Raw genomic sequence first — 14,408 nt, 5'->3', positions numbered from 1 at the left:
GCCTGCGATACTGCATCAATCAGTCGTTTAAAAGGGGCCTTCAGCCTTCTCTTCCTTCCTCCGTATCCAGAAATACGGCTGAAAATTCCTGCAGGCAGGGAATCCGGATCACGATTTCCCTGTCTTTCTGCACCATCTCTTCTTCCACTTCTATCCGGCTTTCTTCCCGCAGGATTTCTGCATTTTTCAGGGAAACGCCCCGAAGCCTTACCTCCAGATCATATACCGGCTGAAGGCTGCGTATTGGCCGGAAAGGCCCTGAGGTGGTGTTCACAAAGGAAATTACCTTCCTGCCGCCCTTCTTACAATCACAGGTCAGGGAAATGTGCACGCTCTCCGGCACCCGGGCGGTGAAAGAGAAGTTCCCGCCTGCCGCCCATTCCACCGCGTTCCGGTAGGTATTGATAAAATCCTCATGGCCGTTTGTAAAGCAGGCTTTATCCGTCTGATTGGAAAAATAGACCACCCTGCCTTTTCCATACTGTCCTGTCAGTATGGTGGGATATTCCGTCTCTTCCTCCGGTATCCAGGCATATTCCGGCGGCTGGTTGTAAATCGGGGGCACATAGGAGGCCGCCATATCATAATCCGCCTTCTGTTTTGTGCAAAGAAGAGTCTCCTCCTCATTCATTATCATTTCCGTCCGCTCAATATCCATGCCTGCAAAAACCGGGTGCGCCATCCTCACCTTCTGGTAGCTGTCCCATCTGGTGTCTTTGACAATTCCTGTAAAAGAACAGCCGAACACATCCTTCAGGCCAAAATCCGGCCGTCTGCGTCCTTTTTCATCATAAAGGGAGGTCCTGAAGGAAGCCACAAGCCCGCCGCCGTTTTCCACAAAACGGCGGATAACCTCCATATGCTCTTCGCTAAGGCAGGCTGCATTGGGCAGCAGCAGCACCTTAAGCCCCTTTAATTTTTCATAGGAAAAATCCAGATCCGGCACAAAACGGTAAGGGATATGGCAGTCAAACAAAACCCGCTCCACGCCCCGGAGGAAGGTCCCGTATTCATCCTCCGCCATACTGTCCTTTCCCCACACATCCCGGGTGGCCCTGGAATAAAAGATACCTGTTTCCCCTTCCGGTATCTGCCCGTTCAGAAACGGCGCGTTTTCCTTCAGGTAATGGTAAATTTCCTTTTCCCCGCCCGCATTTCTTCTGTCCACGGCGTTTCCCGGATACTGTCCGTTAAAGTAGTTGTTCCACAGGTTTCCTCCCGCGCTGACCGCTTCCCACAGCCATATCCGGTTTTCCAGGCGGGGCGCTGTTACGTACCGCCATTTTGTTCCATTCCCTCCCGAAAGGGCGACGCTCTGCTTTTCCGGCGCAATGGCCTTTAAAAAACGGATGCCGGAAGCCGCGTGGCTGTAATCCTCATATTTTTTCTCCGGCTGCGCGCTGCCGTCCAGGAACAGCGGGCTGACCAGAAAATCAAATTTATCCTTGGCGTCATACAGATCGATTCCTGAGGTAAGGGATGTGGAGACATGGTACATGCCGAAGATTTCGGAGACATATGCCTTATCCTGCCCGAAGCTTTTTACCGTGCACCGCATCCTGTCCATATGCTGCCTGGCATGGATGGATTTCCATTCCCTGTATTCCCGGAATTCCCCGGAAGCATAGTCGGCGCCGGAGGGAATCTCCCTGCCGCTGTAGGCCCGGAAGCTTTCTCTGCAGCCGGGACAATAGCAGGGGCCGTAACCGAAGATCACACAGTTTTCCCACACGCCGTCCACATCATATTCCTGTAACAGCTTCCGGATAAATTCCTCCGCATGGCCGCTTCCGTAAAAACTGGTATAGCAGGGCCTGTAAATCCGGTCATTCCATCCCATCAGCGGGGAGCCGTCCTCATTCTGTCCGAACCAGTGGGGCTTTTGCTCGTACCGTTCCTTCTCCACGCCCCTGAAATCCACTCTCACAATTATACGGAGCTGATTTTCATGGCATTCCTTTACCAGACTTTTCAGGATATCCTGGCTGCCCAGGAATCTGCCCGGCCTGCCCAATTCCGTTTTATTCGGGAAAAAATCCATCACGCCGCCCGCGTTGACTACCAGGCAGTTGCTGTCTGTTTCCTTCATGTACTGCACTACCGCGGCCGCATCATACTGCGCGGCGTCCTTTTCCCGGAGCACGGTCTGCAAAATTCTTACTTGCTCCTGATACCAATATTTATTCATATGCAAAGCTCCTGTATTGTTCACGCCCTCGGAAGCACCGTATTGACCTGTCCGCCCTTCAGCCACTCCTGCAGGCTGTCAAATACAATATCCGCCCTCAGCTTCATGGATTCCTCCGATGCAAAAGCAACGTGGGGCGTTACCAGACAGTTTTTCGCATGTAGAAGCGGATGGTCTGCCGGCACCGGCGGTTCCATTTCAAAGACATCCACCCCGGCGCCTGCGATCCGGTCTTCATTCAGCGCATCTGCCAGCGCACGGGAGTCTGCCACCGGTCCTCTCGCCGCATTGATGAGCACAGCTGTTTTCTTCATCAGCGTAATCCTCTCCGCATTGATCAGCCCTCTTGTTTCAGGCGTCAGCGGGCAGTGCAGGGAAACGATATCCGACTGTCCAAGCAACTCCTCCAGCGTCACATAGGTAACATAATCCGGCACATTTTCTTTTTTGTGTCTGGAAAAAGCCAGAATCCTGCAGCCCATGGCATGGAACAGCTCCGCCACGCGCGAGCCTATGGCGCCGTAACCGATGATTCCCACCGTATGCCCTTTCAGCTCCCGGCCTACCAGGCCGTCCTTTGTGCCCTCTTCCCTGCACCGCTTCTCCACCTGGGGAACCTTACGGAACAGATCGATTGCCATTCCCAGCACCAGCTCCGCCACCGATTCATTGGAATAGCCGGAAGCATTGCTTACCGCAATTTTCTTCTCCTTTGCCGCTTCCAAATCCACATGATCCACGCCGGTAAAGGCTACATCAATGAACCGAAGGGAGGGACAGCTTCTTATGACTTCGCCCGACAGCGGCATATTGGCCAGCATAATCACATCCGCATCCTTCGCCCTTTCTATCTGGACAGCCGGATCCGTGTTCTTTTCGTAAGCGCGGAAGGTATGTCCTTCCTTTTCCAGCTCCTGTGCATATTTCTTTAATTCCGCTTCCGGAATTCCAAGGGATTCCAATAATACGATATTCATCTTCATTCGCTCCATTCCGCACGGTCACGTGCTTTTATTATTTTTTAATTCAGGCTGACGGTTAAAAGTTCCTGCTCCTCCAGCCTTGAAAGCAGGATTACCCGTTCTCCGTTTTCTTCCGTTATCCTGATATGCTCTCCTGAAATAAGGCTGACGGCTTCCTCCCCTGCTTCCGGTACACGCAAAGTTATCCGCACGGGTCCGATAGGAAGATTGGCTTCCAGCGCTCCCAGAGGGACGTCACAGCCGGCCAGGTTTACCAGATGAATCAGGAGACAGTCCGTTTTTCCGCCTTCCCGATCCCGGCCCTGCCCGCTGCTCCTGCTTCCATCCTTACTTTCCTCCTGCCCTCCGTCCTCCCTGCAGAAATGACGGTAGGCATTGCAATTCACATGGGCCGGCGCTTCCACGGAAACCGGAAAGCTCTCCCGCCCCGCCCATCTCACCGCGCCCTCCAACAGCCTGCGGTGATCCGGTATATGGTATCTGGCATAGCAGCGGTCAATATCCGCCGGGAAATATACCACCCGGGAACCGCTTTCCAATTCTCCGGCATAAACAGCCGCTTCCCCGCTTTTTTCCCTGATCCAGGAAAATTCCGGCGGATAAATGGGGAAGGCAGGGATGTAACTGCCAAGAGGCTGCAATGCCCCTGCGTTTTCTGTTACCCGCAGCCTGCCTCCGAAGGGCAAAAGCTGTGTGTCCGGCGTATACTTAAATACCGGATGGCCGGGCTGTGTTATTTCCAGATAGGTATGGCTATCATGCACCATCCAGTTATCCTCACCCGATCCGGTAATCCCTTCCTCTTTTCCACATACCCTGAGCCCCATATCCTCATACAGCGCGCCCGCGCCCTTCCATTCCCCCTGCGCGTCATACAGCCCAGTATCCGAGGTGAGCAGCAGATCCTTGCCCTGCTTAAGCCACTCCCTCACCGCCGCCGCCTGGCTTTCGCTTAAAATGGCAAGGTTCGGCAGAATCAAAAGCTGCAGGCGCTCCCCATATTTTCCAATATCATCGGCATGTATCGGCAGAAAAGGGATTCCCGCCCTGGACAGGCTTTCCGTCATTCCCTTAAAGCTGGCAGCACTGCGTTCCTCCGCCCTGTCCCTTCCATAATAAATGGCGCTTTCCTGGTTCCATACCACGCCCACATTGGCCATATTTGTACGGTTCCTGAACCACTTCTTATTTTCTCCCACAAAACGGTACAGATCCCGGGAAATGGAAAACTTCCGCTTATCCTGCGTACCGCCTCCCACAAAATGGAACCAGGGTGCGATCCCGCCGCCCAGCCCCGTGAGCATCCACTTGCGTACCTCCTGCCGCTGCCCCGCAGAAAGCCGGAAGGTACGCTCTCCTTTGTAATAGTGCGCCATGCTCTCCGCCACAATTATATTCTCATCGGCAGCCAGCCGCAGCAGCGCCCCGTTCAGGGAATTCTGCGCAAAGCCGCTGCTGCGGTCCCTGGACTGATGATCACAGAAAATAAACGGCGCATCCTGCACCAGCCTTTTGATATCATAAAACCTTCCCCCGGTGGAAAACGGGTCCGCATTCAGCATTCCGAACCATTTACAGTCCTCCCCGCCACAGTCCGAGGTCACCTGATTAAAATATTTCCAGTTTCTCACTCTGGTAGCATAGCTCCAGCTGACCCATTTCCGGTATACCGGATCCTCCCAATCAGCTTTTTCCGGCAGGCTGCAGCCGCATTCCTCTAAAAAAAGCCTCCTGCAGTTCTCACAATAGCATATGGTTTTAATTCCCGGCCCGGCCCAGCTGTTGTCCGCAAAGCCGTCCGGATGATATTTTTCTATGATTTCACGGAACACTTCCGGAATAAACTCCTGGTAATAGCCTCCGTTCACACAGGCCATATACCTTCCCTGACTCAGGATGGGCCGCCCTTCCCTGTCCCGGCAGTACCACTCCGGATATCTGTCATACATTTCCTTCGTGGTACAATTGATATCCATTCTGGCAATCACGGTAAGTCCCGCTTCCCTGGCCGCCCGGTTCCACAGGCCGAAATAGTCCTGCTCCCCAAGCCCCTGCGCCTTATACTGATAGGAAAAACGGCTGCGGTAATAGCTGACAATTCCCCCGCAGTTAATAATAACGCCTTCCACACCGGTCTTTTTCCAGTAATCCTGCCAGAAAGACAGATCGCATCTGACCGGATCATCCTCGGTCAGATTTACCTGTCCCCATAAAAAAGTCCTCTGATACCAGGGTTCCATTCTCACCTCTCCTTTGCAGTAATCAGTACCGCCTTATACAATCCCTTTACAGGAACCTTCAGTTTACCGTCACAGGCAATTTTTCTTTTGCCGTCCGCCTCCAGGCACTGGGCCTTCTTCACCTCCAGCCCGGGGAAGGTAAACCTCGCCTCTAAAGGCAGGGGTTCAGAAAAGGTAGTGCCGTTAAATCCGGAGTAATTTAAAATCTGCAGCAGGTATTTATCCTCCCCGCAGCGGTGGAAAAGCACCTCCGCACAGGACGGCGCCTCCACGCTTATCAGTCCTCCCTGCCCCGGTTCCCTTTGCAGGCCGTCCTTCCAGAGCACATCCAGGAACAAATTTTTAAAATCCTCATATCCCTGGGAATAATAGAGCTGTCCCGGCATCCATGGAAAATAAACGGACTTGCCTTCCCTTATGGAAACACAGCTCTGCTCCGTCACCTCATGGCCGAAGCAGCGCTCCGGCGGCCCATACATGCTGGCTGAAATCAACGGCATATAATTTCGGTTTCCTTCCTCCGGTTCCATATAGCGGTATTCCTTATCCAGATATACCCAGTCCCGTTCTCCGAAATGCCGGAAAACGCTTTTCGGTTCGGTGAGCATGTAGCTGCCCCGCACCGGCTCCAGCTTTTCTTTCAGCGTTACGGAAAACAGCTTCTTAAGAAGCGCCCCATCCTTTTCCAGCGCAAGCCCGGTCCCGATGATGACAGCGCCGCTTTTTTCCAGCGCCTGCGCAGCCTTTATCGGCAGCTCCTTTATTCCCGGCAGGATGATCACGCGGTAAGCATCCGCTTTTTCCGCCAGAAGCTCCGTCTCCCTGCCATCCATTACTTCAAAGGGAAGGTGCGCTTCCTTCAGCATTTTATAGATGCCCAGATATTCCTTCCTGGCATCCTCCCCGTCCCCCGCAGGATTTACCAGAAGAATTTCCCCGCAGGGCTGCAGGCGGCTGAAAATGTCCTCATATTTTTTATGGAAACGGAATACCCTTTTGGTTCCCTCAAAATTCATTTTATCAGGATAGGTTTCAAAACCCCCGATGATGCACCAGTCCAGGTTTCCCCTGGCCGCCATGTCCCCGTAAAGCCGAAGCTCATTCAGATACGGTGAGACTCCCATGAAGCGGTAAAAAATATCCACGGCATTGATCACGCAGTTGCTTGAAAATCTGTTGTTAAAGGTTTCCTGCACAAAGGAAACGTTGCTTTCGCTTTCCATTGCCCAGAAGGGAAGCGGCCGATCCACAGCGGAATTGGACTCGCTCCTCACCAGATCCACATGCCTGCTGCTGTAGGTGCATACGGCGGTTTCCGGATTCAGCTCCTTTACTTTCCTGTAGATTTTCTCCAGCAGATCCTGCGTGGTAAACTTCCTGAATTCCTGGTATTTCCGATATACAGGATCTTCCTCGTTCTCCTGCGTGGGCAGCTCCATGCCGCCGCTGTAGAGCGCAAAACGCTTCCGGCAGCTCTCACACTGGCAGATGCCTACGTACCGGCCGCTGTAGTCCCTCGTCTGGTAACCGAACATATTGAAAAATACCCCGTCCACCGGATAATTGCTGATCACCTCTTCCAGAATCTGCAGGGAGCATTCCTGCTGATAGGGCCCGTTGACACAGGCCGCCGCCGTATCATTGTAAAGCACCGGCTCACCCTGTATGGACTTGCTGAACCATTCCGGATGGGTTGTAAGAAACTGGATATGCGTTTTGCTGAAATCAAACCTGGCTATCACCCGGATGCCGTTTTCATGGCACCGGCGCAGAAGGTTTCCAAAGAAATCGTCTTTCAGATAGGGGCTGGTTTTCTGACATTCCAGCCTTGTGGGATGAAATGCGGTAATGCCTCCGCATCCCACCATGCAGACATTGGCTCCAAACTCCTTCAGCGTTTCCACATACGCTTCCACATCCATCCCCGCATCAATATCCCGGAGATTGTTTTGTATCATCCTGAATCTTTTTTCTGTCCACCAGCTCATCTGCTCCTGTCCCCCTCGTTTTTTCCTGTCCTATAAATAAATCCGCTGCACTCCCCGTTTTTCCTGTGGTCAGCCCCGCAAATGCGCAGCACTGACGGAGCCGCTGTAACAGTCCCGATAAGGAACTGTTATGGTTCCTTTACTCCATTACAATTATATCCCAAACAAGAAGGCTTTCCAATCGTATCCGGATCCAGCCGTCATTTTCCTCCCAGGAAACAGGCGCGCCCTCCAGTGCGGAAAAAACACGGGATACCTTCCCCTCCTTCCAGCCCCTGACTGCAAACTCCAGATGATGGCATTCCACAGTATTCTTCAGCGGACGGCTGCCCACGCCGTTTACCAGATGCACAAGGAATTTCTCCCCTGCCCGGTAAGGATAGGCAAAAATCCCTTCCGGCAGCAAAGCCCCGTCAAATTCCGTCTCCTCACCGTTCAGATAGGAAATGCAGTTCCCAAAAAGCTGTTTCTGATCCTCTAACCCAATCTCCAGCATCAGACGGGACAGTTCAAAAAATCCGGTAAGTACCCTGCCTTTTCCCACTCTGTTTTCCAGCAGCAGCGGGATCCCGGTATGGGTTACCGGCAGGCCGGCGCGTTCCGGCGGCGCCCCCACGCCGTCCGGCGGTGCAAAGGGTGGGATGAATGTCATCAGCTTCACCGCTTCTTTTTCTGCCGACACATAAAGAAGCTCCCCTTTCACAGGAATATACTTTGTTTCCGTAAGCGCCTGATTCAACACCTCACCCTCCGGCTCCAAAACGCCGTAGGCAGCCGATATGCCATGCCCCGTGCAAGCTTCCGGCCGGATTCCCAAAAGCCCGGCAAGCGCCTGCGTAATTGCGGCATCCGTCTTTTCCGCATAAAGGCTTCCGCCCGCTTCCACGTATTTTCCCAGAATATCCGTTACAGCGCTGTCTGTGGGAAACCCTCCGGGAAGTATGACTGTTTTATAGGTCTTCATCCGATCCAAATCCATATGCCAGATATCCATGATATCAAAAGGTATATGGCAGTCCATCAGTCCCTGGGTAAATCCCAGCTCACTGATGCCCGCATTCCACAGAAGAAGGGTCCGGGCCGCAGATACCGCCCCCTGCATCAGGCTGTCGGAAAGCGCCGCCTTATGGGTCACTTTTTTCATCACCGCAAGCAGCCTTTTGTCGGTAATCACCGCATCAAAGCCGGTGAGCGAATGCCACAGCTGTCCGTTGGCCGCCGGAATCTGGCTCAGCCAGAATTCATACTCCGCCGCCGGAAGCCCCGTATGCCTCCAGTCCATACCGGGACAGGAATGGATGATCCCAAAGGGCCTGGGCGCCTCCCCCGCATATTGCCCCAGCTTCATGTTCAGCGTAGGCTTCCAGGAAAAAGGGAGCCTCTTCTTTCCCGCGGAAAGAATGTCCTGCGCCTCCGTGCATACCATATCCGCCGTTTCATACCGCAGATCCAGATTCTCCGGCAGCCCCGTACCATCCTCGCGGTAGGTGCCATAGTAAAGAATGACCGGAACCTCTTTTCTGCGTTCCTTTACGATGCGGTACAGCAGTTTCATATTATCCTTAAGGCACTGCGTCTGCCAGTCCGGCTCCCAGTCCTTCTTATTTTCAGGAAGCTCCTTTGCATACAGGCTGCGATACTTTCTCCGGCAGTTCTCGCAGTAACACTCCTCCATATGGGGCGCGTTATAGAAAATACCGTCTATCTTCAGGCAATCCAAAGCCTCCTCCATCACCTTCACGGCAAACGCTTCATTTCTGTATCCGCCGTTAATACAGGTTGACATCAGCAGCGACCAGCTGCCCATACGGCCGCTTCCGTAGCATACGGGCTTTCCCTCCCTGTCCTTCACAAACCACTCCGGATGCTGCAGGTAAACCACATCATCGGTTTTACTGAAGTCAAACCTGCCGATAACCTTAATCCCCAGCGCATGGCAGCAGCGGATCAGATCCTCCAGAAGCTTCCCTTTCGCAGGAAGATATTCGTTGATATGATGAAAAGGGATCCTGCTGTGGTACCAGGCGTAGATTCCCCCCGCATTTATTACCACAGCATTGGCCCCCGCCTCACGGGCCTTTGCTGCGATTTCCTCAGGATCCATTTGAGCCGTGTCCTGTATCTGCAGATTGTACTGAATCACTCTTAAGGCTTCCTGCCACCATTGTTTTTCCATTGCTGTTTTCCTTTACTGTTTAATGCCGCTTACCGCCACACTCTGCACAATATACTTCTGCAGGAAGAGGAACATGATGCTCAGCGGGATGGCGCTGATTACGGCAACCGCCATTCTGGGGCCGTAATAAATGGAGTCCTGCTGGGCGTTGAAAACGGAAACACCTACGGATATCAGCTGCTTTTCGGAGCTTCTGATCACGACCAGAGGCCACAGATAGCTGTTCCAGTTGCTCAGTATCTGCAGGATGGAAAGGGTTGCGATGAGCGGCTTGGAAAGCGGAATAATGATCTGAAGGAAAATCCTCCATTCACTGGCGCCGTCAATATATGCGGATTCTCTCAGGGAATCCGGGATTGCCTCAATATTCTGTCTTGCAAAAAAGATGCCGTATACATAAGCGCAGGCTCCCATAAGCAGCGGCGCATAGGTATCCAGAAGTCCCCAGCTCTTGTACTGCAGATACAGAGGCACCATCCTGGATTCAAAAGGGATCATCATAACCGCCAGCATGAAAATGAACCAGAACTGCTTTCCCACAAATTTCCCTTTCGCAAACGCATAACCGCACATCAGGGCAAAAAATACGGCAAGGAAGGTATGTACCACGGTAACAAAAATCGTATTCATATAATATCTTACAAGCGGTATGGTATTGAAGGCTACCTCATAGTTAAACAGAGAAAACTCATGGGGCAGCAGTGAAAATTCCGGCAGTGTGGACAATGCTTTTCTGTCAAAAGAAAGAACGATACACCATACAAGCGGAATCAGAATCACCACCAGCAAAAGCAGCAGTACAGTGATTAATATAACTCTCCTAATTTTCTTACGCTTCATAGATGCTCCTTTCAGGCTTCTTTCTTTTTAAAGAATCCTGTCATTTTCAGATTGATTAACGTGATTACAAACGTTAGGACAAACAATATCATGGCTCCCGCAGAGGCGATGCCATACTGAGGGCTTTCAAAGCTGAACTGGTAAATATACATCAGAATCGTCTGGAGCGTGCCGCCGGGACGTCCTGCCGAGGTATTGCCGCCGATGATGAACAGATCCGAGAACCTGGCCAGTCCGTTGATAATGGAGGTGATAAAAAGGAAGGCGAAGCAGGAGGTCATCTGAGGGATGGTAATGTACCACCACTGTTTCAAGGCATTTGCGCCGTCCACCTCCGCCGCTTCATAGATTTCACTGGGAATGGACTGCAGGCTTGCCAGATTAATCAGCATGGAATAACCGATGTTTCCCCATACGCTCAGGATTGTTGCGCCGAATCTGGAATAATGGGAATCCGAGAGCCAGCCGATAGCTACTTCATGGCCCGTCAGCATAGAAAGCGCGTTATTTAAAAGCCCGCCGTTTGCCTTCAGCACCACCTGGAAAATCAGCACTACGCTGACACCCGTTATGATATTGGGGAAATAATACCCCACCCTGAAAAAGCTCTGCCATTTGTTTTTCCCCACATTGTTAATGAGCGTGGCCAGGATGAATCCGATAGGGATGGATACCAGGCTCATGAGGGCGAGCAGGAAGGTGTTACCTATGGATTTTACAAAGGAAGAGTTATGCATGATCTTTTCGTAATTCTGGAAGCCTATGAATTTATCCTCGCCGAAGCCAAGGACCTGGATGTCATGAAAGCTGTACTTGATGGCAGTCAGCATCGGTATGTAGGTCAGCACGATCAGGGTAATGATGCTGACGAATATAAAGGAATACCACACAAGCTGCTTTTTAATCTTTAATTTCAACGCCTGTCTGTCTTTCATTGAACAAACTCCTTTTATGATAAGCGGAACCAGAAAAGCAGATGCTTTTCCGGTTCCTGACCAGATAGCCTTAACTTGGTTTAATTTAATGTGCTCATATAATCGTCAAGATTTTTCTTTACGTATTCCATGGCAGCGTCCGCATCCATGTTGCCCTGGAACATTTCATTCAGCACGGTTGTCAGGTCATTGGCAAAGGTGCCGAAGTTGCTGCTGTCGTAGCAGTTGTTTGCAGAAGCGCTGAATTCCAGCGGGCTGGTGCTTACAACATAGGAAATGGGATCCGCATAATCCGCAGGCATATACTCGCCCAGCTTGCCGCTTGCCTCTTTATTGGCAGGAATACAATAGGTATCCAGAATCCACTGCTGTACCACATCGTCCATTACCATGAATTTCATGAATTCCCAGGCCAGGTCCTTCTGCGTGCTGGTATTGCAGATTGCCATGTTCCAGTCGCCCATATGGCTGGAGGTGATTCCCTTAAATTCGCCGTCTTCAATCTTGGGCAGGGCTGCCAGCATATATTTATCCTCCAGTCCGGCTGCCTTAATTGTGTTGTAAGCGCTGTAAACATCCTCGATAATGAACATAGCCAGGTTATTGTCCTGTGTATAGGCGTTGGCCATATCCAGCCCTTCAATGTAGTCCGGGCTTGCATAAGAGGAAAGCTCTGTCAGATAATTGAACACTTCCTTTGTCTTGTCATTCACAAAGTTAACCTTTGTATTTTTCAGGCTGTCGCCCCACTCATAAATATCATTGTTCACAGCCCTGGACGCCCAGATATAATTCTTATTCGCGCTTGCCGCAGCGATCATGCTCATGCCGTAGGTCTGTTTCCCGGTTACCGGATCGGTTCCTGTGGTAGCCTTGGCAATTTCCATGATGTCCTGCATGGTCCAGTTTTCATAATCCGGGATTGCCTGTCCGTAATGCTCCAGGATTTCCTTATCAATCACTACCATAACCGGATTGACATTCACGGTAAGGCCGTAAGGCACATATTCGGAAAGAGGCGCGATCTCGGAATTTTTCCTCATGGCCATCATGCCCACTGCATCCTTTACCTGCGGATCCTTTTCCAGATACGCGGTCAGAGGTTCGCAAATCGGCACAATGGATGCTCCGTGGAGAATGATATCAACATCTCCCGACAGGGCCGCCGTCTGGCAGGCAGCCTTCCAGTTATCCCAGGGAATGGTTTCTATCTGCAGCTCCACATTGGGATACAGCTCCTTCCATCTGTCAATCACCACATTATAGCCGGGCTTGGAAATACCGGTAACGATATCCGTGCTTCCTTCCTCACCAACTGTTGTGAAAAGTCCGGGGCCGTACAATTTCAGCGTGCCGCTGAATTCGGTATTTGCTTCCACGCTCTGTGTCCCTGTTTCCGCTGTCTGCGCCGTGCTTTCCGCCGCATCCGTTGTGGTTTCCTTTCCTGTTTCCGCAGGCGCCTGTGTCTGGCTGCTGTCTGCGCTGCCGCAGCCTGCCAGCATGGATACCGTCATCACCGTGCCAAGAATCATCGCAAGAATCTTTTTGTAATTTTTCATTGAATTCCCTCCCGTTTGTTTTTTTATCTCTTGCTGAGATTGTATCTACATTATAGGAAGGGAAGGAGGCTTTTCCCATGTTTACGCAAACAAAGATGCCTTTAATTTTTGTTTTTCAAATACAAAAATCAAAGGCATCTCTTGGAACCCGGCCGCCGCATACCCAAAGCCGGAAAGGCTCTGCTTCAGACCTGGTATATCTGTTCTTTTCTTTTTAAATAGTAATAAAAGCCGTTTACAAATTCCCTGTCGTTGTTATTGCCCAGCGGATCCACATTCAGTATCTCCCTTATTTTATCCAGCCGGTAAATCAGGGTGTTCTTATGTACATGCAGAAGCTTGCTTGCATCGTTGAGATTAAAATTGGCCATGCGCAGCGCCTCCATAATTTCCTTAAAGCTGTCCACAAACTTGTCCCCGAAATTTTTTTCAATGGCATAGTAGGCCACCTGCAGCTCCGTCAGCGGAAGGACCGACATGAAATACATATTGCAGTGATCATAAAAATAGAAGCTGCCGCCCCTTCCCATGTTCTTTTTCAGCCACCGGCAGTGCCCATAGCCCATGCGGTAATTCATAAAATCACTCTGGAACGATCCGACATAAACGGTAAAGGAGCATCCCGCGCTCCTCATATACCGCAGTCCGTCGCCAATGGCTTCCCCTACCACATATTTATAATTTTTCATCAGCTCCGGAAGCGGGTGATTCAGGGCTTTATATAAAAGGATGTCCCCATCCCTGGTCAGGCAGATCAAATCCTGGGAGGAATGCTCCCTGCCGTTTCGGAAGGCGCTCAGCACATTTTCCCTCAAATCCCTGCCGCCTTGTATGCTTATCAGCACAGGCATCCTGATGATATCCTCCTTCAGCTGCAGAGGCTCCATAAATCGTTCCCAGTCCTCCCTCTGCAAATCCTCATTATAAAGAATGATATTTAGAAGCTGCTCCTTCAGATTCCGCCGCTGCATTTTCTCATATTTGAACAGCTCGTGCTCCAGCATGACCTCCACCGACATCTTGATAACCAATGCAATCGGCATGACCTCGTCCGGATCCCCGGTGATTCCGATGACCCCTTCCTTCCGCTTCTTATAATAAATGGCCATGTTGACGCCCTTTTTTACGCCGAACTGGGTGTTCTCATTATCCACTATGATAGTGTCCTTATCCCCCTGGATAATCTGCAGTGCCACCTCATGGAAGGTGCCGATTCTGGAGGTGTTTTTACTGGCGATAATAATCCCCTTTTCGTCCATAATGTTGACATTGTACTCCGTGTACTGGGTGATTCTTTCAATAAATTTTTTGGCCAGTAATGCATCTATCATTGTATTCTCCAAACTTTTCCGCTGTTTTTTCCCTATTGTTATTTATGTATGATAACATTTTCTAAAAATAACAATTAGGTTTTGAAAAACAAAACAGGCCAAACAATTTGGTTTAAAAATACAAATTTGAGGCAGACGGATATTATACCGTCTGCCTCTGACTATTTA

General features: G+C 51.0%; 9 protein-coding genes. All 9 read right to left on the bottom strand.

The features are described 5' to 3' along the window. Positions 1-40 precede the first annotated feature (40 nt). Positions 41-2,188, bottom strand: a complete 2,148-nt coding sequence (locus HMPREF1548_RS19910) for an alpha-amylase family protein (RefSeq protein ID WP_021638302.1) — start codon at positions 2,186-2,188, stop codon at positions 41-43. Between the two features lie 20 nt (positions 2,189-2,208). Continuing rightward, entirely contained in the window at positions 2,209-3,165 is a 957-nt protein-coding gene (locus HMPREF1548_RS19905; protein WP_035323012.1) for a 2-hydroxyacid dehydrogenase, read from the bottom strand. Positions 3,166-3,209: 44 nt separating this feature from the next. Further along, a complete protein-coding gene (locus HMPREF1548_RS19900; protein WP_021638300.1) occupies positions 3,210-5,411 on the bottom strand; it encodes an alpha-amylase family protein in 2,202 nt (733 codons plus the stop codon). 2 nt (positions 5,412-5,413) lie between these two features. Continuing rightward, the gene (locus tag HMPREF1548_RS19895) at positions 5,414-7,399 is read right to left on the bottom strand and encodes an alpha-amylase family protein (RefSeq protein WP_021638299.1); all 1,986 of its coding nucleotides are present in this window, start codon (positions 7,397-7,399) and stop codon (positions 5,414-5,416) included. A gap of 139 nt (positions 7,400-7,538) precedes the next feature. Next, positions 7,539-9,575, bottom strand: coding sequence for an alpha-amylase family protein (locus HMPREF1548_RS19890; protein WP_021638298.1), 2,037 nt, complete (start codon positions 9,573-9,575; stop codon positions 7,539-7,541). A gap of 12 nt (positions 9,576-9,587) precedes the next feature. Beyond that, positions 9,588-10,415: a carbohydrate ABC transporter permease gene (locus tag HMPREF1548_RS19885; protein WP_021638297.1), complete on the bottom strand. Its 828-nt coding sequence runs from the start codon at positions 10,413-10,415 to the stop codon at positions 9,588-9,590. Positions 10,416-10,426: 11 nt separating this feature from the next. Next, positions 10,427-11,350 (bottom strand): carbohydrate ABC transporter permease, encoded by a 924-nt coding sequence (locus tag HMPREF1548_RS19880; protein ID WP_021638296.1) that lies wholly within the window; start codon positions 11,348-11,350, stop codon positions 10,427-10,429. Between the two features lie 80 nt (positions 11,351-11,430). After that, entirely contained in the window at positions 11,431-12,909 is a 1,479-nt protein-coding gene (locus tag HMPREF1548_RS19875) for an ABC transporter substrate-binding protein (protein ID WP_021638295.1), read from the bottom strand. A 185-nt stretch (positions 12,910-13,094) separates the two neighbouring features. After that, positions 13,095-14,240, bottom strand: a complete 1,146-nt coding sequence (locus tag HMPREF1548_RS19870; protein WP_021638294.1) for a CdaR family transcriptional regulator — start codon at positions 14,238-14,240, stop codon at positions 13,095-13,097. Positions 14,241-14,408 lie beyond the last annotated feature (168 nt).

The sequence above is a fragment of the Clostridium sp. KLE 1755 genome (assembly GCF_000466465.2).
GTDB classification, from domain to species: domain Bacteria; phylum Bacillota; class Clostridia; order Lachnospirales; family Lachnospiraceae; genus Eisenbergiella; species Eisenbergiella porci.
Note: the sequence above shows the minus strand (reverse complement) of the source record. Positions and strands in the feature narration are given on the sequence as shown.